The organism is Cyclobacterium sediminis (assembly GCF_054781075.1).
In genome coordinates this window covers 170235-194001 of sequence record NZ_BAAGVC010000008.1, presented here as the reverse complement: position 1 = coordinate 194001, position 23767 = coordinate 170235, and the positions used below count along the sequence as shown (strand labels likewise).

Genomic DNA, 23767 nt, shown 5'->3' with positions numbered 1-23767 from the left:
TTTACCCTTTCTTATTTTTAGCCGAATTCAACTCACTAGCCATGGCTCTAGCACCATTGGCTACAAAGGTTGCATCTGCTCCACATGCGATAAGCTGAATACCCAGTTCATTGTATTTTTGAAAATCATTGGGATCGAATAGCAAGATACCGACAGCTTTACCTGCTCTTTTTGCCGCCTTCACAATTTTATTTACTGCATTTACAAATAAAGGGTGTGACAAGTCTCCATCTATTCCCAATGCCATGGTAAGGTCTGCAGGACCAATAAATAATACATCTACTCCTGGAAGATCAGCAATTTCATCCAGCGCACCTAAGGCTTCTACTGTTTCAATTTGGATCACTCCTAATAGATTTTGCATTGTGCTTTCTTTGTAGGCGTTGAAGTTTTTACCAAAACCTGTTGCCCTGACCATTTTTGCTACTCCTCTCTTTCCATTAGGTGGATAATGAATTCCTGCAATGGCAGCTTTGGCTTCTGCTGCTTTTTTTATCTGAGGAACCATTACTCCATTGGCTCCCAGATCCAATACCCGATGAATTCTTTCCTTATGATGGCTCTCCACTCTAACTAAAGCTGTAGCGGGAGTATTGGATAAGGCCTGGAGTTGATGCAATAAATCACTCTGTTCACCTGAACCATGTTCTAAATCGATCAGCACCCAGTCATAACCTGATAAACCCACAATTTCTGCTGTTACAGCACTGCCCAGGTTTAGCCAACAACCGGCCAACGTTTCACCGGATTTTAATCTTTCTTTTATATTTTTCATTTTTGGTTTATTGTCAATAACAATCCATACAAAACAGCCTCACCATTTTATATTCAGCTGAAATTCAGTTGATTTATTATAACCTTGGCTATGTAATTGAAACTTCAATACATAGCCAAGGTTTTTAAATAGGAAATAATAGGTTGTTTAATACTATTGCTTAACGTCCCACCAAACCCTGGTATCCAAAATATCTGGCCCCATTCTACTGGTGGCTACATCTATATTTTCTTTGTTTACTGTCAACTCCGCATCAGGATAAGTAAGCCTTCTGATAAAATCTTCATCTTTAAGGTCACTACCGGGATACGGATTGGGAGTTAAATTAGGATAACCTGATCTCCTGAAATTAGACCAGGCTTCATGACCTATTAAAAATGAAGAAACCCAATATTGCGTATTGATTAATTCCAGTTCCTTACCTACCTCTAATGGGTGGTTAGCAATATAGGTATCAATCTCATCAGAAGGGATGGCTACATTATTTCCATAAGATGCCAATTGCTCCATATGCGCTCTTATCCCTTCATGGTATAATTCTTCAGGATCTCCCGGAGCCCATCCGCGAAAAGCCGCCTCTGCCCACAATAACATCGTTTGAGAATAGGTTACCAAAAAATTGGGAGCTTCCGGATTTCCCATTCGGCTCCTATCCAGTTGACTATAATCAAAAAGACTGGCAAGTCCCTCATCTTCCACTACAGGGATGATGGTGGTATTGTCATAGCCTTGAGGCATTCCTATTTGTGCATCAAAAGTTCTTACTGCATTGGCTTCCACCTGATCGTTACCACTTAAGGCCCCGATATACCTCACTCCAATAGATGTCAATCTTGGATCTTCATTATCTTTAAAGAAATCCACAAATTCCCTATCAAGGTAATAAAAAGGCGCTTGCCCTCCGTTCAAGTTTGTGCCGACACCATTTCTATAGTCAGCATTGTGTCTTACCACAGCATTGTCAGCATTGGATTGCATCAAACCTCCTGCAACCGCCTTGCTTGCATAGGAAGCTGCTGCTGAAGGGTCAACTTTAGACAAACGCATTCCGGCACGCAGAAGTAAAGAATTGCCCAATCTTTTCCACTGTTCGATATTGCCACTATACATTACTTCTTGGCCAATATCGTCTTTGGAAGCATCTAGTCCTTGGACTGCAGCTTCTAAATCGCTTAATATGGAATTGTAAATACTTTCCTGAGAATCATACTTAGGAAATACTACACCATCGATATAACCTTTTCCGGCCTCAGAATAAGGAATATCACCATAGGTATCTGTCAAAACAATAAAAGCATGCGCTTTCCATATTTTAATGATATGTTCCAGGTTGGACCTATCCGGCATATTCTCCAGTGCAGATAAACCGTCCACCAGATTTTTGATGATGGTTTCATAATAGGTATACCAGTTACCTTGGGTAGCGGCTCTATTGTCTTGATTTAAATTACCTCCTGTCCCAACACCTTGGAAGGGAGTAATCATTTGCCTTACAATGGTTACCTCATAAGTCAAATTATTGTAACCCGGAGAACTGGTAATGATCGCCTGGTTTAATTGAAAGGTAGGGTCAATTGAAGTTAATCTGACCGGATTGGTATTCATTTCGTCAAATCCTGAATCACAGGAAAACAAAAGGAATAGCAAAATAACTGGGTATATATATGATTTTTTAGACTTTTTCATCGCTAATAAATTTAGTTGTAACTCACATTTCATGGCTAGCTGCAAAGTCATTAAAACTTCACATTCAGGTTAAAACCTATACTTCTGGTAACCGGCAAACCGGTAGCTTCCAAACCTGCTCTATTATCGGAGATAATACCATTTTGGTCCGGATGGATATGAGGTACCCATTTTTTTATTACCGCAACATTGTTTGAAACAACATTTAATCTCAATCCTTTGATAAAATTGTTTTGTGGAATCAAGTCAGTTAGGTCATATCCCAAGGTCAACTGACGCAATTGCCATGAACCGGCATTGAATACGGACTGTTCAGACATTCTTCCGGAACGAATCGTTTCATAAAAAGTCTGTACGGGAGCTTGTGCTGTATTCACTTCCCCATTTGGGTTAACGCCCTCACCAACTACATAACCTTGCTCTCTTCCTACTAGCGTAGCTTTGTCTAGACCATGTCTATAGGCATTGGTATGGGTACCTGAAATCAACTTGTGTCCTAATTTAAAGTCAATCAAGAAGGAAAAACTTAGCTTTTTATAATTGAAACTATTTGTAAAACCTCCTACCCACACAGGTATTGCTGAACCAAAGTTTAATTGCTCATTTGATCTTAACGGTCTACCACTGTCCGGATCAAAAACTTGTCTTCCTTGATCATCTCTTAGGTATCCCCAACCATACAATTGCGCCATGGGCTTCCCTACCTCTTGCCTTAACTCACCATGAAATTCAGCAGTACCTACAGTGATAAATGAACCTTCAACATCATCACCAAGACTTAAAACTTTGGACTTGTTATAAGAAGCATTGGCTCCAAAATTCCACTCAAAATCTGCGTTTTTTATAGGGGAAATATTCGCATACATTTCTACTCCTTTATTCTCACTTTCTCCTACATTGATAAGTTGATTAACATAACCGGAGGCATTAGAAATTTGTGCCTGTAAAATTTGATCTGAAGAGAGTTTGTCATAATAGGAAACTTCAAAACGAAGATTATCGAACAAAGTCATTTCCAATCCAATTTCTTGTTCTCTAACCCTCATGGGCCTTAAATTTGAATTGGGCACCACTGAGCCACTAACACTTCCTACAGGCTGTGCCACACCATTGGAGTTTGGAAATTGTTGCTGGTTGATATTGTAAAACAGATTGTTCGCATAAGGCTGAACATCTGTATCACTACCTACTTCCGCATAAGCCACCCTAATTTTTCCAAAAGTCATCCAGTTAGGCAAATTTTCAAATGCTTGAGAGAAGACAAAACTACCGGTGATGGAAGGGTAAACAATACTTCTGTTGCCAGGAGAAAGTGTAGAAAACCAATCGTTTCTAACCGTACCATTAAGGTATAAAAAGCCTTTCCAAGATAACTCTGTACTACCATATAAAGAGTTCACTTGCCTTTCAGAAATACTGTAATTGGTAGTAATCTTACTGGCATTTCCAATGGTATAAAGATCTCTGGTATAGAAATTTTCTCCCAGAAGGGTGTTCACATCTAATTTTCGGTACATCTGGTTACCACCAAGGTTAACCATTAAGCCAAAATCACCAAAAGATTTGTTCATACCCAATAGAAAATCTGTATTGACCTCTCTGAACCTTCTGATATCCTGGATATATTGTCCATTGACAAATCCCGGAGGGGGAGAAGATTGTCTTTGAGAGCCCGTTGGCAAATTGTATTCAGAATCTCTGGAATAAAAGTCTTGACCAAACCTTCCCTGAACATATAACCAGTCAGTAATGTCATACCTGGCAGTTATATTTCCATAAACCCTATCTCTAATATTGTTTTCAAACCTTGAAAGGGCAAAGTATGGATTGGTTCTATTGGTAAATCTTGAGTAAGGAAATTCATCCCCATTTTCATCAAAGGCATATTGCTCCAATAAATCCAAAGGCATGGTACTCGAAAGCGTGTAGATGACCACAGGACTAAAATCCTGTTCTGCTATATTAGGAGGATTGATTCTATCCTCTTTGGAATAATTAATATTCCCGGAAACCTTTAATTTTTTTATGTTCTGGGTAAAACCCAAATTAATCGTTTTTCGATTGTAATTAGAACCTGGTAATATGGCCTTGCTGTCCATATTTGCTACCGACAAGCTAAAACCACCGTTCTCTCCTCCGGAAGATAAGGTAACGGTATTGGAAAGCGTCGAACCATTTCTATAGTAATCTCTAATCTTATTGGGTTGCGCAGTGTAGGGAACTTCTATTCCATCAAATAATATTTGTGTCATTCCCGGCTCAATTTTTTCTCCAAAGCTCCAAACTCCCGAAACAGGTCTGGGTGAAGTAGGTCTTAGACCGCCTTCTCCTTGTCCATATTCATATTGATAATCAGTAAAATCAAGAGGGGTATCATTGGTATAATTGGTATTGAGCTCTATTTGAATTCCGGAGCCTGTAGCCCTGTTTCGCGTGGTGATCATTATCACACCATCTTTTGCCCTGGCACCGTAAAGTGCTGAAGCTGCAGCTCCTTTCAACACAGACATAGAGGTGATATCATCAGGGTTTATACTGCTCAATCCATCTCCACTATCCGATCTCCTGTTACTTCCAACTTCAGATACATCTCCACTGACACCAAAATTGGTATTGTCTATGGGCACACCATTGACAACAATAAGTGGGCTGTTATTTCCTCCAAAAGAGGACACTCCTCGAATCCTGATTTTACTACTACCCTGAGGTCCTGAACCCATGGAAGAAATGTTTACCCCTGCAACTTTCCCTTGAAGGGAATTGATAAAATTAGGGGTTCTGTTGATGGTCATTTCTTCAGATTCTACCGTAGAAGTAGCATAACCAAGGCTTTTAGCCTCTCTTTTAATCCCTAAGGCGGTCACCACAACTTCTTCCAAGCCTGCGATGTTCTCCTCTAGGGTTACATTGATGATGGACCGGGAATTGATTTGAATCCTTTGCGTAGTGAATCCTATATAGGATACCATTAATTCTCCATCTTCAGGCGCTGTTAATGAAAAATTACCGTCAATATCCGTTATGGTTCCTACTGTGGTTCCAATAACTGATATGGCAGCCCCGGGAATTGCTTCCCCTGATTTATCTGTAACCTGACCTTTAATGTTTATGTCAGCCCGTTCCAGAACAATTTCAACCTTTTTTTGATTTGGTTTTTCACCCAGATACTTAACACTAATATTGTTGTTAACCTGCTTGAAATGTAAATTTTTTAGACGCGCCAGATCCTTTAAAATGTCTGCAACTGTCCCCTTACTTCTATCGAGTGTAAGGACCTCGGTGTCTTCAACTGCCTGATCTGTGTAGAAAAAACGATAATCTGTCTTACTTTCTATATTACTTAAAAGATCTTTCAAATTTCCTTCAAGGAAATCCAATCTTATTTTTACATCTTCAATACTTTTGGCAGTATTGGCAGCTGATGTAGGCAGCACGGTGATTATGCTTAATAACCCAACGATAAGTATCCTATACTTTAGGCTATTAAACTTGTTAAATAAAACATGTTTCATGGAATTTTGGGTATTGGTTAGAAATAATTATAGTACTACTTATTCATTCATATTATTGGTATTTATCGTTACTTGGTTTTTATTGATATCAAAACTGAAGTTCAAGGCGTGGCCCAATACATTTAAAACATTTGTCAAATAGGTATTTTTCGGAAAATCTCCATTACATTTTTCTTTGGGTGTCTCTCCTTTAATTGTAATTTCAACGCCATACCAGTTTTCTAATTTTTTGACTACTCTTTCGAAATCTTCATGGTTGAATTGCAGAATACCTTCTTTCCATGGGGCGATTTTTTTGGGATCAACACTGTATTTTTTCATTTCACCCTTATCGGATGATATATTACTGGCTTCTCCCGGGGACAAAATTAATTCTTCTCCTGTGCTAGGGTTCAAAATCTTTAATGAACCTGTTGCCAATCCAATTTCAACGGATTCAGGAAAAACAGAATTGACGTTAAAAGAGGTACCTAATACTTGTGTTTTAATGTGGGAAGCCTCTACCGTAAAAGGATGATCCTTGTCTCTAAAAACTTCAAAAAATGCTTCTCCGGTTAAAATGACTTGACGGTTCACTACAAAATTTTCCGGGTATTTAATTTCACTTCCAGCATTTAGATATACCCATGAACTATCCGGTAATAAGATCTTAGATTTGATTCCTCGTGGATTGGATTTAATAAGCCATACAATTTCTTGCTCAATTTTTCTTTCTTCCTTATTCCTCTCCAGCCAAAAACCAAGGTTCTTAAAAACCAATAATAATGCGATCAGGCAGGCAGCATATGTTAAAATAGATTTTAATGCAGAAATTTTTGTAGAATGAAAGCTATTAAAAAAATCTTCATTGTTTTTGGAAGGCAGGTCTTTGTCAGACTTTGGCCGAAAAGTCTTTGAGAGCTGTGTTCCTTTTATTGATTTAATTTCTTCCTCTTCAGCCCATGTTTCTTTCAGTAGTTTTTGATAACTTCTTTTTCCAAGATCGCTTTCAAGAAAATGCAAAAATTCAATCGCTTCCTTTTTCGAAAGTTTGCCTTCATGAAAATCTTGCCATTTTTTGGTGAAGTTATCCATCTTAAACCAATTGTTTATATGGTATATATCCTTTACTACCTACATTTACTTATGTCAAATATTATTTTTACTATATATTTATTAATTAATGGTTAATTTTACAAAAGTAACAACTAAACATGGTCTTGTTTAGTAAATAAATAATATCAAAAGCATTTCATAGGGAATTAATTCATTGGATATAAACTGTTTTTTTAGCTTTTTAGTAGCTTTATACAATTGATTTTCAACAGTTCTTTTGGAAATATGTAATTTTTCCGCAATTTCTTCTGAGGTCATTTGTTCTGAAAATCTAAGGGAAATGACTTCTTTCTGTCCCTTGGGTAGTGTGGCTATTGCTCTGTTTGAGAATGACTTTATTTCTTCAAATAGAATTTGTTCCTCGGTACTATTGTCTGACTTCTTTAAAAAATGGATATTGTATTTCTGATAAGCAATTTCTAAAGCCTGCTTTTTAGATCGTTTAAAAATCCTAGATTTCATAATGGCCAACAGGTAAGCATTAAAAGACAAAGTACTGTCTAATGTTGCTCTTTTTTCCCATACCTTTAAAAACACTTCTTGCACCACTTCTTCTGAATCTTGCCGATTTAAATACATTTTCCTGCAAGTATTAAGAATTTTAGGTCCGAATAATTTATACAATTTATTATAGGCTTTTTGATCTCCGGTCTGCAATAAGCCTACTAGCTCAGGAACGGATAGGTTATTGTCCATAGGGTTGATATTTTATAAATAAACAATACAAGTAATGAATTTTTCCTGAATTACACAATTTATACCTATCTACTTTTATTTTTACAGGTTATAATACTGTTGAAATAATTTTTTATGAAAGATTATTGAATAGTGAAAAATATTTATAATAAATCATGTAATTATTTTAATTTGCCGAGGTTATTGGGAAAAATATGTGAATATTTATCAAACAATAAATACAATCAAGTATTTTTTAAGCCCTTCCAGTTTTATTGTTGTATCCATTTCCCTAATTTACTTTGATTACCGTAATCTTTTTCCGCTAACAAAGAGGAGCAAGCCCTAAATTAGATAGTACCATTAATAAAAATATTTAATAAAATAACTGTCCTAGGGAATTCTAAAAAAAAACTTTGCCGGAATGCCAGGTTCAAATAAGTTATTTTCTTAAGAATATACTTAATTTTTATGTTTAATCGAATGCTTATGTTTAGCTTTAACATTAGATTAAAGAAAATTACTGAAGGTATGAAAATTCAATTGTTTGGAATTTCTAAGGACATTGTTGGTCAAAGAGAATTGGCCTTGCCCAATGATTCTTCCCTACAAACCGTAATGGATTTGAAAAAATGGATCTTGCAACAATATCCAAGAATGGGAAATCTTAGCAGTATTGGCATTGCTGTGGATTTGGAATATGCGGAGGACGATCAACCCATTGGGCAAGCAAAAGAAATTGCGTTAATACCACCTGTAAGTGGCGGATAATATGATACACATTCAATTGGTGGATAAAATTGTCTTGGATGATGCCTATTCCTACTTACAAGATCCAGAGGCCGGAGGAATGGACTTATTTATTGGCAGTGTAAGAAATCATGCTTTGGGAAAAAAGGTTGTAAAACTGGAATTTGAAGCCTATGAACCGATGGCCATTTCGGAAATGAAAAAATTAGCACAAAAGGCAATCAAAAAATGGCCGCTAAAAAAAGTGTTAATTATTCATGCATTGGGAGCAAAACAGATTGGTGAGCCTGTAGTAGTTATTGGGACTTCTTCTTCACACCGACAGGATGCTTTTGAGTCTTGCAGATTCCTAATTGATGAACTTAAAATGACTGTTCCAATTTGGAAAAAGGAATATTTTACAGATCAAACTGTATGGGTAAATGCACACCCCTAGATCAAAAGGTGTCAACCAATTACCAATCAAATTAATATGGAGCAAAAGCTAATCGACAAATACGGTAGAGCATTAGATTATTTGAGATTATCAGTGACTGATCGCTGTAATTTCAGGTGCTATTATTGTATGCCGGAGGAAGGAATGAATTTTGTTCAGCGAAATGACCTACTTAGCTATGAAGAACTAGATTACCTTACAGGCCTATTTGTTGATCTTGGGGTCAAGAAAATCAGAATTACCGGTGGAGAACCCTTTGTAAGGAAAGGCATTTTAGGCTTCATCGAATTGCTCTCTAAAAATCAAGGACTTAAAGAAATAACCCTCACGAGTAATGGTTCCATTTCCAAGGCTCAAATCAATCAATTGGCCAAGTTCGGGGTAAAAAAGGTAAACATTTCCTTGGACTCTTTGGACCCGAAACGCTTTTTTGAGATTACAAGAAGGGATAAGTTTCAGGAAGTGATGAATTGTATTTTAACCTTACTTTCCCAAGATTTTAATGTAAAACTCAATTGTGTAATTGACGGAAAAAAGAACATTGAGGACATTGTTCCTTTTATCAACCTAACGAAGGATCATGCTTTGTCTGTCAGGTTTTTGGAAGAAATGCCCTTTAATGGTACCGGTAAATTTGATATTCCTGAGTGGAACTACAAAGCCCTATACACTTATATTGAAGCCCATTTTCCCGGCATTCGAAAAATCAATGATGAATCCAATAGTACCTCTGTCAATTACCAAGTACCCGGATTCAAAGGCTCTTTTGGAATAATTCCGGCCTTTAGCAGAACATTTTGTGGCACATGCAATAGGATTAGGCTTTCTGCCACCGGAGAACTAAGAACATGTCTTTATGGACCACCTGTAACCAATTTGAGAGATATATTGCGAAGTGGCTGTGAGGAGGATCTAATCAAAACAGCGATTCTAGAAGCAGTTGCAAATAAGGCAAAAGACGGTTTCGAAGCGGAAAACCAAGTTTCAGACCAAGCTAAAAATTCCATGTCATTTTTAGGAGGATAGTTTTTTCTTCAAACCCAGACAATTTACCCGATGATAAGCGTAAGTGAAGCCCAAGAAATATTGCTAAAATTTTCTAAAAAAGGCCCCACGGAAAGGGTTTCTTTTGAAAATTGCCTGAACCGAATGCTTGCAGAAAATATATATGCGGATCGTGATGCTCCGCCTTTCGATCGTGTGGCCATGGATGGGATTGCCATTCAAAGTGATCAGCTTCAAATACGCCAACAATTTGTAATCGAAGATATACAGGCCGCAGGGCAAAAACAAAAAAGTTTGAATAATCCTGAAAATTGCCTGGAAGTCATGACAGGTGCTGTTATACCCAGGCATACAGACTGTGTCATTCCCTATGAAAAATTTACCATCAAGAATGGGGTGGCTCGATTAATTTCTACGGATCACAAAGCTTTTCAAAACACACATAAAAAAGGAATTGATGCGAAAAAGGGTGAACAATTGCTTTCTTCAGGCACTTGGATTCACCCCGGTGTAAAAGGCGTTCTGGCCACTACCGGACACACTGAAGTAGAAGTGGTGCAACTTCCAAAAGTTATGATCTGTTCTACAGGAGATGAACTGGTACCTATCCAAAACACACCCCTTCCCCATCAAATTAGGCGTTCAAATGTGTATATGCTTCAAGCTGCACTCAAAGACTTGAATATTGAAGCACATACTACTCACCTGCCTGATAATAAGGAAGAGCTTAATGCTTCTATAGGGAAACTGCTGGAAGAATATGACCTACTTCTGTTTTCAGGAGCTGTTTCCAAGGGAAAATATGATTTTCTACCGGATGTTTTTGCGGAATTAGGTATTCAAATACACATTCATGGCGTAAAGCAAAAGCCCGGAAAACCATTTTTATTTGGCACCAAAGCCGAGAAAAGTATTTTTGGCTTTCCCGGCAATCCCAGCTCCACGCTGGTTTGTTTTCATCTATATTTTAAATGCTGGTTCAATCATTACTTGGGAACTTCTCCAAAAAGTAATTATGCCTACCTTAATAAAGAGGTTACATTTAAAAAACCCTTAACCAACCATCTGCTTATTAAAAGTAGTTTTGAAGATGGAAAAATTCTTGCTGAGCCTGTAATCAATTCAGGTTCAGGAGACCTTGTCCACTTGGCCTTGGCAGATGGCTTTCTAAGCCTGCCACCGGAAAAAGACACTTTTAAAAAGGGCCAACTATTTCCCATCACTTACTTTCACCAAACAGATTTGTAGGGACATGAAGGAAATAAAAGAAATCATCAAAGCATATAATTTGGCAGTACAGCACAATGAAAAAACTGCACTTGCGACCGTTGTAAAAGTGGAAGGATCTTCTTACCGTCAACCGGGAGCCAGAATGCTTATTACGGAAAACGGGGCCTTAACAGGAGCAATTTCAGGCGGTTGTTTGGAAGGAGACGCGCTCAAGAAAGCACAAATGGTAATTTTTAAGCAGCAATCAATGCTGGTCACCTATGACACCACAGATGATGATGATGCTAAATTTGGAGTAGGTCTGGGCTGCAATGGAATTATCCATATATTGATTGAACCAATCGTGGAAAACAAGGAAAATAATCCAATCCAATTGCTTAAAGCCTGCACAACAAACCGAGCACCTAAAGTGCTGGTTACCCTATTTGATTTAAAAAATAATAGGGCTAGCCAACCCGGTACCCTGCTCCTCTTTCAAGAAAAAGAAGCCATTTCCAGTCAAGCGTTTAAACAAATAAAAACCGAGGTCCAAAATTCCATTTTAGAGGCATGTTCAACTGTTTTTACTCACAGTAAATCCCTAATTCAATCCATTGAACAATCAAATTTCACTGCATTTGTAGAGAATATGCAACCCTCCATCCGATTGAACATCATTGGTGCAGGGAATGATGTATTGCCCCTTGTTAAATTGGCCAAAGCCATGGGTTGGGATATTGTCATTGCAGATGGGAGAAGTGATTTGGTTACTCCTACGCGCTTTCCTGAGGCCATTTCGCTATTAAGGGGAAAGGCAAATGAGGTGGCAGCCCAATTAAAAGTGGACCGGAAAACAGCTGTGGTACTTATGAGTCATAATTTCAATTATGACCTGGAAATTTTAAAAGGTCTGTACCCTTACAATTGTCCCTATATAGGTGTACTTGGCCCCAAAAAAAAGCTGCTAAAGTTAATGGACCAATTAGCTAATCAGGATATTGCCCTACAGGAAAAGGAAGAAAACTTGATTTTTGGCCCGATGGGGCTGGATATAGGTGCGGAGAGTCCTGAAGAAATAGCCTTGTCTATATTGTCCGAAGTGAAGGCGGTAATGGCCGGAAACGTTGGCGGGCATCTCAGAGCAAAAAATGGCCCTATTCATCAAATTTAGTCGAACTCAGCTCATTTCGTTTTGCTGTGAGCAGCCAAGTTTAGAAGCCCCTATAAGGTGATGTTAGGTACTGAAGCCCATGCCAAACTGGTTTTTATTCTATACTATCCAGTTTATGTAGTTTTTAGGTCTAGGTTTTTTATGCACAAGATAAAAAATATTAAATACGATTTAATTTATTTGAACTAAAATCAAGACCTCCATTGCCTTTAAAGAAATTATTAAGGGTAAATTATTGCTTCGAAACATTAAACTGAAGCAAATACAATTAAAACATTATGGTTGTATTGAATATATCGATTTTACTTTGATTAAATACTTTGTTATTCAATCAATAATCAGTAATTTTAAGAAAGAGTTTTAACCTCAATAAATTATTTTTGTACTTTTGTTTTCAATTTGAAAACTTTTTCCTACCTTCCATCGTTGTAAAGTTAGCTGTATTGAAAAATATCGTTTCAATCAAAAATCTGATTGCATTTTACGAAAAGTACCCGGATGCTAAAACAAGTATAGAAACTTGGGTTTCAATTGCAAAAAGTGCAAACTGGCAAAAACCATCGGATGTGATTAATGATTTTTCAAAAGCTAAAACGTTGAAAAATAAGCGAATAGTGTTTAAAATTTCAAAAAACAGATATAGAATTATTGCACAGATTTCTTATCAAAAGCAGTGGATATTTATCAGGTTTATTGGAACACATGCTGAATACGACAAAATTGATGCAAATATTGTTGAACAATATTAATATTGACAAATAGTAATTATGAAGTGGGAAAAAACAATCACTACGGAACAAGAATATGAAATTGCTTTAGAAAGACTTTCTACAATTTTCGATGCTAACCCCGATAGTGCAGAAGGAATGGAAGCGGAATTATTAGTGACACTAATAGAAAAGTATGAAAAGGAACATTACCCTATTTCACTTCCTGACCCAATTGATGCCATTAAAGACACAATGGAAAGAAAAGGCCTAAAAGACAAAGACTTAATCCCAGCTATTGGAAGCAAAACCACGGTTAGTCTTGTGCTCAATAGAAAAAGACCTATGAAGGTAGAAATGGTTAGAAAATTATCAGCTCTTCTGGGTTTGTCAGTGAATCTATTAATCCAACCCTATACACTAGTTGATAAACAGGAAAAGATTAACCAATAAGCTTATAGCCTTTTAATGCTATAATTTATTAACACAGTTTTGATCAAAAAACTTTAAGGTGCTTTCCAAGTGCCTCTGCCAATAGGGCCATTCATGTGCCCCTTCAAATTCCTCATAAACATGAGGTACACCCAATTCCAGTAATTGAGTATGTAATAAGCGATTGCCTTCAATCAGCTCATCCTTTTTACCACAGTCAAAGCGTAAGGCAGGAATAGTTTTGGGATTTTTTCTTATAGAATCAATCACATCGTTATTCTTATGCATTAAATCATAAGCATTCAAAGGCTCTTCAACAAAAGCCTCCATCTCAGAAAACTTTGTGATGGCACTGTGTGCAGAAATGGCCTTGAAAACTTCCGGGAATTTGGAACCCATCCTTAAAGCACCATACCCTCCCATAGACAAACCAGCTATTCCAAGTGGAGATTTCTCACTTGCAGTGGAAATATTCTCATAAACAGCTTTTGGCACATCTGATACGATCCATTGCTCAAAATCTCTGTTATTATGCCCTAGATAACCTGATCCATCTCCCCAGAGCCCATCTGAAGGCATGGCCAGAATAGCAGGTTTAATTTCACCGGAATCCATCATCCTTTTAGCTGTATGATGAGCGCCGCCCTTCATTGCCCAAACCCAGGAACTCCCATAAACTCCATGAAGCAAAATATAAATGGGCAGATCGGTAAGTGCATCCGTTCCATCAGGCACAAATAGACAAATGTCTCCCCTCCCTTTAAGGTTTGGAGTTTTAACAGTGAGGAAGCGCAAACCATCTTTTTCAAAGGCTTTGTCTGACAAGTCACTGGTTCTGAAACTACTCATAGAATAGACTAAATTAATTAAAAACAATTACTCCTTTTGCGTTTTTCCCTGCAAGCATGTCATCAAATGCTTGTTGTAAATTCTCCAACTCATATTCCCGGGTGATCATTTGATCCAACATCAAATCACCCTTCTTGTAAAGTTTCATGATTTTTGGGAAATCGATCTGCGGTCTACATTTCCCATAAAGAGGATTAATATAGACTTTGTCCCATTCAAATAGCCTCATGTCAATGCTTATTTCTTCCTCAATTCCACTCACCTGTACCGCAGTACCGGCATTCCTAACCATGGCCAAAGGTGCAGCACCCAAGGCAGGAATGGCCGTACACTCAAAAGCATAATCAGAGCCTCGACCTCCTAATAGTTCCTTTACATCTTTAGCCGCAGCCAACAAACCTATGTCCGACTTGTCCGCAAGAATCGTATCCGTTGCTCCGAATTTTCTAGCCAATTCCAACTTTGTAGGGTTTACGTCTACTGCGATAATTTTCGCTGCTCCTGAAATTTTACAAGCGTTAATCACGTTCAGGCCAACTCCCCCGCAACCTAATACCACAGCTGAACTTCCTGCTTCCACCTTTGCCGCATTTACAACGGAGCCAAAACCTGTCATCACCCCGCAACTCACTATGCTTGCTGCCGAAAAATTAAGTCCGGGTTCTTCCACTTTCACCACTGCAGCCTCTTTCACAAGCGCATACTCACTTAGGGTTCCAAGATTAAATGAGCGCTCAATGCTCTCTCCGTTCCATTGGCTACTCTCAAGCTTGGCATGACCGGGAGTATGTCCATTTTCCCCGGCTACAACCGGTGAATTGTTCTCACAAATGTGCTGATTCCCCTCCTGACATTGAAAACAATGCATGCAAGGGGTTGCCCAATTAAGAATCACCTGATCCCCTACTTTGAGTTCTTTTATGGCTGATCCAATTTTTTCTACAATTCCCGCACCTTCATGGCCCATCACAAGAGGCTTTCCCCAATTGATTGAATCATAATCTGTATGGCAAAGTCCTGCAGCCTTCATTTTGATTAAGACTTCGTCCTCTAGAGGATCAGAAAGGTTGACCTGAGTAATAATAAAAGTCCCGTCCCCTTTGGCTACAGCACTTTTAGAAGCAATTGACATGGTGAGTTCGTTTTGGGATAATAGTTAGGATAAATCTAGTGGTAAAGATAGTAGTCTTAACAAATAATTTTATTTAACAACTGCTAATTCCAGTATCTCGATTTGCGCTTATTCTCCCTTGGCTTTGTGTGAGGTTCTTCTGGCTGAAGAAAAACGCACGATACTTTGATAATCGGAGTTATTGTAAATATGGGACAGTCCCCACCGAAGAATTTCAGTAGGTTCCTTTTCTGAATCCGCACTGCGGTTTAAGCCAATGGCATGAGGAGCTCCTTTGATGGAAGACATAATTTCAAAATTGATTCCATCAGGTGCCCATTGAATGGTGTTTTTTTCCGGGCCATCTGTGGTGATTAATGAGGCTATTCCACCATTGTACGGCCAAACACATATCTCATGTCCACTGTTACTGATGGGGTTGTAAGGAGATTTGACATAGGGTCCTTTGGGATGGTCTGCAATGGCCACCCCATGCCGGATCTGTCTACCTCCAAAAGTAATCTCCTCGCCCATTTGTTCTCCTTTGTAATAAAGGTAAAATTTGCCTTTATAGGGAAGAATACATGGATCATGGACTTTATGACTGTCAAAGTCCCCTTTTTTCACTACAGCAAACCTATCCTGTTCTTCTCCTTTCCAAATGCCATTGTCTGCCGGACTCAATATTGGTTCAGTACTTTTGGTCCAGGGGCCACCAGGTGAATCAGACCAGGCTAGTCCAATTTGATTTTTCACCCGCACATTATAAGGAGATTTTACAGTTTGATAGGTCAGGTAATACATATCTTCATGCTTCATGATTTCAACGGTGAATACCGAGCGATCATCATAGGCTCCTTTTTCCCCTCTGCCTACTGCCATTCCTTCTTCCTTCCAGGTCCAACCATCTTCTGAAGTCGCGTACCAGATATCGCACCTATCCCAAGGGAATACTTTGTCTTTGTCAATGTCCCCGGCAAATCCATCCGTTGGTCCTGTACTTTTGGAATACCAAACATAATATTTACCATTTTCAAATAGCATGGCACTAGGGTCTCTCCGAACGACTCCTTCTTCATAAGTCAAATCCCCTTTTAAGGGCTGTAATTTTGAGAATTCTATAAACCATTCATTCCCAATATCCGGCCAATTCAGTGCCCGCTTGGATGCGGCACTTAAGTGCTCCGCATTGGTAATTCCCAATTTATCCATTTGCTCCGGGCTGACTGCAATTTCATTCTCCTCTTTATGGTTTTCAGAATTTGGTGTAGACTGACATGATTGAAATAAAAATACACTTAGTGCACAATAAATAAGTAGTTTAAAATCCATATTTAATTTATTTGGGCTTGTATCAATTGTTAATTTAGAGTAATAGTAAAACTAAAAATGTACGGCATTAATTTACACTTATTTATTGGGTCAATAAAAAGTGAACCCTAAAAATTTCGCTAGGGAAGTTTGCAACTACAGGGTAAAAATTAGATTTATTAAAAATTCACTGCTATAACAAAAAATAAACTATGGCTATTTTATCATTTTATTCTCCATCCAGCTTTCCATTTACGATTTCATCTGCTAAAACAGGTATATTCTTTTGAATTATTCCCCTTAACATCTCAGGTTAAACCGAGTCATAAGCATGTGAAATAATATTTCTTAATCCAATGATATTTTTTGACACTGTAATTTGAATCTCAGGGTTGATATCAATCATTTTCCGACTGGCTTCTCCAGTAATCTCTAAATCCCGCTCAACTGCACGTTGGAAGATTATATCTTCAGAAAAAAGGTTAAAGTCGTTTTGGGTTTTCTTTTTAATAGATTCGATTTCCTCAATAACACTTTCTATATCTAAAATGTATTTCAGTAGTTTAGGCTGCATATAATTCTACTTTTGTCTGGTAAACCTCCTCTTTTAATACCGGGTTTTTCATTGATTTACTAGACACAAGGTCTACTTTTCTATTTGAAATGTTTTGAAGCGTATCCAATAATGAAAAGTAATTGTCGGCGTAATCTAAAATATCAATATCATCAGAAAAGGCTACAAGAAGGTCGATATCGCTATTTTCAAGCATAACATTTTTTGCAGCGGATCCAAAAAGAGAAAGTGTTTCTACATGATGTTGCTTACATGCTCCTTTTATTTCATCAATGTTATTTTAAATCAAATCCGCCCTAGTTTAAAGATACATAAAATAAGAATAACCTAAATGAACTAATAATTAGAAATGCAATCACCAGAAGAATGAGCAGCTGTTTATACATGAATAAGGACTTTTTGAAGTGAATTATTTATGATTACGAGCTTTTTTCTATTCCAAGTGCTTAAAGATAGTGGGGTGAAGTTGCTAACCACACCATGATATCCGTAATCATTAGAATAATCATAAAATTACGCCAATTTTAAAAAATCTGATTTGATCATGGTATCCTGCTAAAATGTAATTGTAATCAAAAATAACCTATAGTTTTAAAGGATTGAGTAAAATCAGATTACTTTTTATTTTCTCTGACCCATTCACTTGGTGTCTTCCCTGTATTATTCTTAAAAAAAGCATTGAAAACAGTTTTTGAATTAAATCCGCATTCATAAGCCAAGCCTAATAGAGTGAGGTGAGTGTAAGTCTTATCAAGAGCCTTATGTTTAAAAGCTTCCAATCTAAATGTATTGATATATTCATTGAAGTTTTTACCTACATGTTCATTGAGCAACCAAGAAAGTTTGTTTGGATGGACGTTTATTTTATCAGAAAGAGATTTTAAGGATAATTGTGGATTGAGATACCCTTCTTCATCATCCATAAAACACACCAAGGCATTTAGAGCAGTCTTGATTTCATCGGTTTCCATTTTTATTAATGATTTCCCCCTCAAAATTTTAGACTTAATAGGTTTAATGTCTAATTCGGGATGTTCAAGTTTAATTTGTTGGAAACGCTTATCTTCCCTTAAGGGGGTTAAAAATGGATCATGTCTAAAACAGAAGTACTGTCCAATTTGATTTTCTAATCCAGTTTTTAATAATGCAAATGCATGATCGAGTTTTCCGGATTGGGTGGCATAATACAACTCCCATGGTAGAAATTCACTCTTATAATCCTCTTTTTGCCAAGATTTTTCCCCATTTCCTTGGATCAAGTTTTTTAGCCTCCAGAAATTATGTGCAAATGAAAATTGCTTGTTTTGGTCGAAACAAACATTAAATTCTTTATCCTTTTTTAGCAATAATAAACATGCCATTTTTACCTGATGGGCAAGGTGCAAATTGGGGTTAAGTTGGATTGCAATATCCATCCACTCAATGGCATTTTTATACTCATTTGCATAGAAAAAAATATTGCCTTTCATGAAACTGTGATTGGCAGAAAGTGGATTAATTTCAAGTGCTTTATCAATAATTGCCACTCCTTCATTAAAAGATCCAATCACAATATAGAGACCTGAAAGGGCCTCAAGAGCATCAATATTTGAAGGGTTAATTGATAAAGTTTTATTCAATTCGGCATGTGCTAATTTTAAATTCCAATGTAACAAAATGGCACAATTAGAAAGGGCAAGGTGATATTCAGGTAGATTTGTACGCGTAAGTTTTAATTTATTAAGATAAATAGTAGTCTGCTTTATTGCTTCAATTTTTGTAATCGCTTGCCACATAAATAAGTAACTATAGCACTGCACAAGTCCAAAATAAGGTATAGCGTAACTAGGGTCAATTTTAGTGGCTTCATTATAGTAACTGATTGCTAGATTAAAACTGTCAATATTCCATTTCAATTGATGATAACGTCCTTTTAAATAAAGGTTGTAGGCTTCTATTTTTTGGGTTGGGGCTTCAACCAAATGATTCTGAATGTCGAAATGCCCATAATTTTCTCTAATCTGGTCAGCTATAAGCAGGCTGATTTCATCTTGTAAGGCAAAAATATCATCTATTTCTCGGTCAAAATTTTTGGACCAAATGTGTCCACCATCTTTCGTATTGATTAGCTGAGCCGTGATTCGGACTCTTTTTTTGACTTTTCGTACACTTCCTTCTAAAATAGTACCTACTTCCAACTTTTTTCCAATAGAACGAACATCTTCATTTCTATTTTTAAAGGCAAAGGAGGAGGTTCTAGCAATGACTTTCAATCCCCGTACGTTGGTCAATGCATTGATGATTTCTTCAGTAATACCATCGCTAAAATATTCATTGTCAGGATCGGCACTCATATTGACAAAAGGAAGTACCACTATGGATTTATTTGAGTTATATCTATTGGCATTTTCCATTTAATCTAAACTTTTGAATTTCATACAAACGCTTATTGTGACCATTAGCATTTTTTAAAATTAAGTATTAAAAACAATTTTTGAATAAAATGTAAAATGCCTATTTGAAGCATCTAAGGCTTTTTGCAGGAAATTTACAAGTCGAAAATTATGGATCTGTAGGCTAAAGAATATACCAATATTTTCATTTAGCAACCAAGAGAGTTTGTTTGGATAAGGCATTAATTTTCCCATTAGCATTAATATCCATAAATTGAAATCTAAATATAGTTTTTCCTTTTCTAATATTTTTTGAGATAGCTAAAATGATTTCATTTGCCACCACTACTGTACTTTACACTTACACCTAGCTATCCAATTACCTCTAAAGACACGGGTAAATCAGTCTTATAGCAATTTTTAATTGGCAAATCGATGACAATCAGTTATTTCAAAAGTGTGGGAGAGGCCTATTAAATAAAAGATCAGGAAATGCCTCATTTCCTCACTTTCTAGGTAGTTGGTAGAGCAATAATTATTACATAAAAAAAAAGACTTGTGCTCTAAACAAGTCTTTTTTTACTAAAATATCAATTCAAAAGAAATTTTTATTCACTACCTGCCCATCCAGCCGCCATCTACCAACATTGTGGTGCCATGCATATAAGATGCAGCCCCAGAACATAGGAATACGGTAGGCCCGGCAAAGTCTTCGGGTTTGCCCCAACGGCCCGCAGGTATCCTTCCAAGAATACTGGCCGCTCTTTCCGGGTCGTTGCGAAGTGCTTCTGTATTGTCTGTTTCAATGTAACCGGGTGCAATGGCGTTAACATTTACCCCTTTGCCTGCCCATTCATTGGCAAAAGCCATGGTCATCTGACCTATAGCGCCCTTACTTGCCGCGTAGCCGGGTACGGTAATGCCTCCCTGAAAAGTTAATAAGGAGGCAGTAAAGACAATTTTCCCTGCTCCTCGACTTACCATGTCCTTACCGAATTCCCTAGTAAGAATAAACTGGGCATTTTGGTTTACTTCGATGACTTTGTCCCACATTTCATCAGGATGCTCAGCAGCCGGTTTTCTGAGAATGGTTCCTGCATTATTGATAAGGATGTCTATTACCGGAAAATCTTGTTTGACGGCATCGATAAAACGATACAAAGCTTTTCTATCACTAAAGTCACAGGCATAACCTTTAAAGGTTTTGCCCAATGCTTTTACTTCTTGTTCCACTGCACTGCCTGATGTTTCGAGGGTGGCACTTACGCCTATGATATTCGCACCTGCTTCTGCCAAGCCTATGGCCATGGCCTTGCCTATGCCTCTCTTGCAACCGGTTACCAAAGCTGTTTTACCTTCTAAACTGAAAGAATTCAATACTGACATTTCAAATTGTTTAAATGTTAAAATTTTTAATACCTCGAAAGAGGTAATTTCGTAATGATTTTGTCAACATTGTTGCAGAAAAAAGCAACAATGTTGACAAAATCAAGATATGCTTATTCTTTTATACCAAGGGCTTTCACCCTTGGCTATGATATGACGCCCCGTTGGGGCTTGGTGAGGTCTAATGAAATAATCTGCAACCCCAGTAATAAATAATCCTTGTAATTTTGTCAGTATTGTTGTCGAAAAACAGCAACAATACCGCCAAAATCAAGGTCTGTTTTTTTTCCTCTGTCTATGGGTTTAAACCCATGGCTACCAATTAAATCCTGGATATTTGAGCAAGATAGATGGAAGATAATGTTGAATTTTATTTTATAGCTGGCAATCCATTAATACTTTCAAACCTGAAGGGTTTTTATCGATGGACTCAAAAACCTGCTGGATATTGCTCAAAGGTTGCACATCGGTAATCATTTTTTCAAAAGGAAGTTCATTGGCAGTAATCAGCGCAATGGCTTTCTCGTAATCTTCCTTTTCATACACCCTTGCCCCTATTAGCCTCAACTCTTTCCAAAAGAACTTGAAAAGGTCTACCGGTTTCTTCTCCCCGTGAATGGCCACCATTACTATTCTTCCTCGTATCCCTGCCAATTCGGTCATAACATCTAATGCAGGCTGCACTCCTGCTACTTCAAAGACTACATCTGCTAGTCTTCCTTCTGTTTGCTCCCTCACCAATTCAACGATATCTGTTTTGGTTGGATCCACTGCCTGCAGTCCAAATTCAGCCGCTTTTTTTATTCTGGTCTCATTGACCTCAGAGATAATCACATTTGCACCGGTATTCTTAGCGACCAAAGCCACCAATAAACCTATTGGTCCACCACCTAACACTACAGCAGTTTCTCCAGATACCAAACCACTCATTTTCACATCGTGAACAGCCACTGATAAAGGTTCAATTAGAGCTGCCAATTTCAAGTCAGTTTCAGGTTTCAGCTTGTGCAATACAAAAGCCGGAACATTCCAATATTGCTGCATGGATCCCGGACTGTCAATGCCTATAAACTTAAGTTCTGCACAAATATGGTTATACCCCTTATCAGATGGTTTTACTAACCTGTCATCCAATGGCCGCACCACCACTTTTTCTCCTACGGAGTAGTCACTGACATGCTCCCCTACAGCATCTATGGTTCCTGACATCTCATGCCCAATGGTTTGGGGGATAGCTACACGCTTGTCCATCATGCCATGGTAAATGTGGACATCTGTCCCACAAACACCGGTGTAAGCTACCTTGATGCGTACTTCATCCGCTTTGGGGGCTTCCAAATTTTTATCGATTACAGAAAAAGTGCCATTCCCTTTATAAACTGTTGCTTTCAAAATAGTATTGGTTAAATTAAAATTTCTTTATTAATCATTGCATAAAGCAATCTGTAGAATGTTTAAAAATCAGGGTAAATATATGACCCTATAGGATTTCATAAGTAAAACGTATCATTCCTTTTTGGGTTTTTAAGGATATTATCCCATCTAAAAAGAATGCTATGCTAGTTTAGTGCAAGGTATAACTTATCAGGCAGAATGCTTGTCTTTAATTTTGTGGACGCTGTTGGTCATCTTTTTATCAGCCACCTGCGATTGCAAATAATCAGCCCTCAACTTGGTAGCCAATTGGTATTCCCCGGAATGATGCCATCCCGGAGGTTTGACCATGTACAATAACTTGTTTTTCCAGCCGGGAGCATTGATAACATCCTTGTAAAGAGCTACAAATTCACCAAAATAAACGTCCATAAAGTTACCGGAATCCATTTCTCGCGTGATACCATATTCTATTTTGACTTTGTCATCCTCGTTCTGTAAAGTACCGAAGACCTTGTCCCAGATTAGTAAAAAATTGCAAAAATTGGTATCCATGTACAGCGGGTTTTTGGCGTGATGCACCCTGTGGTGGGAAGGAGTAAGGATAAACCTGTTGAGAAATCCCATTCGTCCATCTTTCATTAAGTTTTCACCCACATGGATAAAAGCACCATAGGTCCCATCAATAAACATAATTACAAATAACATTTCCGGAGGAACTCCCAGCAAAATACAAACCGTGGTACGAATGGTATCTGCATAAGGTGCTTCCAAGAAAAAATGCGCATAAGTAACAGAAAGATTCATGTTTTCCGGTGCGTGATGCGTAGAATGCAGGCACCAAAATAGACGTACCTTATGGCCCCAGTAATGGTAAAGGTAATGCGCAAACTCCCAGACAATATATCCATAGATAAACCAGTACCAAGTCAATTGGGCATTAAAAAGAGCATAGGGTTCCAACCACCCAATAAGTAAAACCACCATGGCAATGGCGATAAACCTACCGACAACCCTATTGAAAACATAAATCAGGAAATTGACTTTATAAACCTTGGTATGTGGTTTTTTATAAATCAAACTTAAAGCCAATTCCATCAAGACAAGTAAAGGAATAATTGGGAAAATCAATGAAGTGATACCGTCGTAGGTTTTAAAAGCTGCATAGTCCCCGGAACTTAAGATTTCCATCAAGCGGTCAATTCCTAAAAATCCGGTTATTTCATTGAGTAAATTGTATAATAATTCCATTTTAATAATAAGGTGATCAAGGTTAATCGATGACGAATCAACTGTTCTATTATAATTTCCAGTCTTACACCATCGGCATTGGGTTA

At 37.6% G+C, this 23767-nt stretch carries 21 protein-coding genes; 7 read left to right on the top strand and 14 right to left on the bottom strand.

The features are described 5' to 3' along the window. Position 1 precedes the first annotated feature (1 nt). The 5 genes from ACYVHJ_RS11560 to ACYVHJ_RS11540 form a co-directional block, all read right to left on the bottom strand. Positions 2–775, bottom strand: coding sequence for an HpcH/HpaI aldolase family protein (locus tag ACYVHJ_RS11560; RefSeq protein WP_460514917.1), 774 nt, complete (start codon positions 773–775; stop codon positions 2–4). A 153-nt stretch (positions 776–928) separates the two neighbouring features. After that, positions 929–2461 carry a SusD/RagB family nutrient-binding outer membrane lipoprotein gene (locus ACYVHJ_RS11555; RefSeq protein ID WP_460514915.1) on the bottom strand — a complete coding sequence of 511 codons (1533 nt, stop codon included), beginning with the start codon at positions 2459–2461 and terminating at the stop codon, positions 929–931. A gap of 50 nt (positions 2462–2511) precedes the next feature. Beyond that, on the bottom strand, positions 2512–5973 hold the full coding sequence (locus tag ACYVHJ_RS11550; protein ID WP_460514913.1) for a SusC/RagA family TonB-linked outer membrane protein: 3462 nt from the start codon (positions 5971–5973) through the stop codon (positions 2512–2514). Positions 5974–6012: 39 nt separating this feature from the next. Continuing rightward, entirely contained in the window at positions 6013–7047 is a 1035-nt protein-coding gene (locus tag ACYVHJ_RS11545; RefSeq protein WP_460514911.1) for a FecR family protein, read from the bottom strand. A gap of 129 nt (positions 7048–7176) precedes the next feature. Next, positions 7177–7764 (bottom strand): RNA polymerase sigma factor, encoded by a 588-nt coding sequence (locus ACYVHJ_RS11540; protein WP_460514909.1) that lies wholly within the window; start codon positions 7762–7764, stop codon positions 7177–7179. 468 nt (positions 7765–8232) lie between these two features. Here ACYVHJ_RS11540 and ACYVHJ_RS11535 point away from each other — a divergent pair, with 468 nt between their 5' ends. The 7 genes from ACYVHJ_RS11535 (at position 8233) to ACYVHJ_RS11505 (ending at position 13474) form a co-directional block, all read left to right on the top strand. After that, complete coding sequence (locus tag ACYVHJ_RS11535; protein WP_460514907.1) at positions 8233–8514, top strand: MoaD/ThiS family protein; 282 nt, start codon at positions 8233–8235, stop codon at positions 8512–8514. A gap of 1 nt (position 8515) precedes the next feature. Beyond that, positions 8516–8929 carry a molybdenum cofactor biosynthesis protein MoaE gene (locus ACYVHJ_RS11530; RefSeq protein WP_460514905.1) on the top strand — a complete coding sequence of 138 codons (414 nt, stop codon included), beginning with the start codon at positions 8516–8518 and terminating at the stop codon, positions 8927–8929. A 36-nt stretch (positions 8930–8965) separates the two neighbouring features. After that, on the top strand, positions 8966–9955 hold the full coding sequence (gene moaA / locus ACYVHJ_RS11525) for a GTP 3',8-cyclase MoaA (protein WP_460514903.1): 990 nt from the start codon (positions 8966–8968) through the stop codon (positions 9953–9955). A 30-nt stretch (positions 9956–9985) separates the two neighbouring features. Next, positions 9986–11182 carry a molybdopterin molybdotransferase MoeA gene (locus ACYVHJ_RS11520; RefSeq protein ID WP_460514901.1) on the top strand — a complete coding sequence of 399 codons (1197 nt, stop codon included), beginning with the start codon at positions 9986–9988 and terminating at the stop codon, positions 11180–11182. Between the two features lie 4 nt (positions 11183–11186). After that, positions 11187–12314, top strand: coding sequence for an XdhC family protein (locus tag ACYVHJ_RS11515; RefSeq protein ID WP_460514899.1), 1128 nt, complete (start codon positions 11187–11189; stop codon positions 12312–12314). A 443-nt stretch (positions 12315–12757) separates the two neighbouring features. Further along, on the top strand, positions 12758–13063 hold the full coding sequence (locus tag ACYVHJ_RS11510) for a type II toxin-antitoxin system HigB family toxin (RefSeq protein ID WP_339903256.1): 306 nt from the start codon (positions 12758–12760) through the stop codon (positions 13061–13063). 18 nt (positions 13064–13081) lie between these two features. Next, complete coding sequence (locus ACYVHJ_RS11505) at positions 13082–13474, top strand: helix-turn-helix domain-containing protein (protein WP_460514897.1); 393 nt, start codon at positions 13082–13084, stop codon at positions 13472–13474. Between the two features lie 18 nt (positions 13475–13492). Here ACYVHJ_RS11505 and ACYVHJ_RS11500 read toward each other — a convergent pair whose 3' ends face one another. The 9 genes from ACYVHJ_RS11500 to ACYVHJ_RS11460 form a co-directional block, all read right to left on the bottom strand. After that, complete coding sequence (locus tag ACYVHJ_RS11500) at positions 13493–14302, bottom strand: alpha/beta hydrolase (RefSeq protein WP_460514894.1); 810 nt, start codon at positions 14300–14302, stop codon at positions 13493–13495. Between the two features lie 13 nt (positions 14303–14315). Beyond that, on the bottom strand, positions 14316–15434 hold the full coding sequence (locus ACYVHJ_RS11495; protein WP_460514892.1) for a Zn-dependent alcohol dehydrogenase: 1119 nt from the start codon (positions 15432–15434) through the stop codon (positions 14316–14318). A 108-nt stretch (positions 15435–15542) separates the two neighbouring features. After that, the gene (locus tag ACYVHJ_RS11490) at positions 15543–16745 is read right to left on the bottom strand and encodes a glycoside hydrolase family 117 protein (protein ID WP_460514890.1); all 1203 of its coding nucleotides are present in this window, start codon (positions 16743–16745) and stop codon (positions 15543–15545) included. Between the two features lie 292 nt (positions 16746–17037). After that, positions 17038–17298: a HepT-like ribonuclease domain-containing protein gene (locus ACYVHJ_RS11485; protein WP_460514888.1), complete on the bottom strand. Its 261-nt coding sequence runs from the start codon at positions 17296–17298 to the stop codon at positions 17038–17040. Next, positions 17288–17563, bottom strand: coding sequence for a nucleotidyltransferase family protein (locus ACYVHJ_RS11480; protein WP_460514933.1), 276 nt, complete (start codon positions 17561–17563; stop codon positions 17288–17290). The genes ACYVHJ_RS11485 and ACYVHJ_RS11480 overlap by 11 nt, the downstream gene beginning before the upstream one ends. A gap of 349 nt (positions 17564–17912) precedes the next feature. Then, positions 17913–19691: a helix-turn-helix domain-containing protein gene (locus ACYVHJ_RS11475; protein ID WP_460514886.1), complete on the bottom strand. Its 1779-nt coding sequence runs from the start codon at positions 19689–19691 to the stop codon at positions 17913–17915. Between the two features lie 594 nt (positions 19692–20285). Then, on the bottom strand, positions 20286–21056 hold the full coding sequence (locus tag ACYVHJ_RS11470) for a Rossmann-fold NAD(P)-binding domain-containing protein (protein ID WP_460514884.1): 771 nt from the start codon (positions 21054–21056) through the stop codon (positions 20286–20288). A 375-nt stretch (positions 21057–21431) separates the two neighbouring features. Continuing rightward, a complete protein-coding gene (locus ACYVHJ_RS11465; RefSeq protein WP_460514882.1) occupies positions 21432–22448 on the bottom strand; it encodes a zinc-dependent alcohol dehydrogenase in 1017 nt (338 codons plus the stop codon). 192 nt (positions 22449–22640) lie between these two features. Then, positions 22641–23681 (bottom strand): sterol desaturase family protein, encoded by a 1041-nt coding sequence (locus ACYVHJ_RS11460; RefSeq protein WP_460514880.1) that lies wholly within the window; start codon positions 23679–23681, stop codon positions 22641–22643. Between the last annotated feature and the right edge of the window lie 86 nt (positions 23682–23767).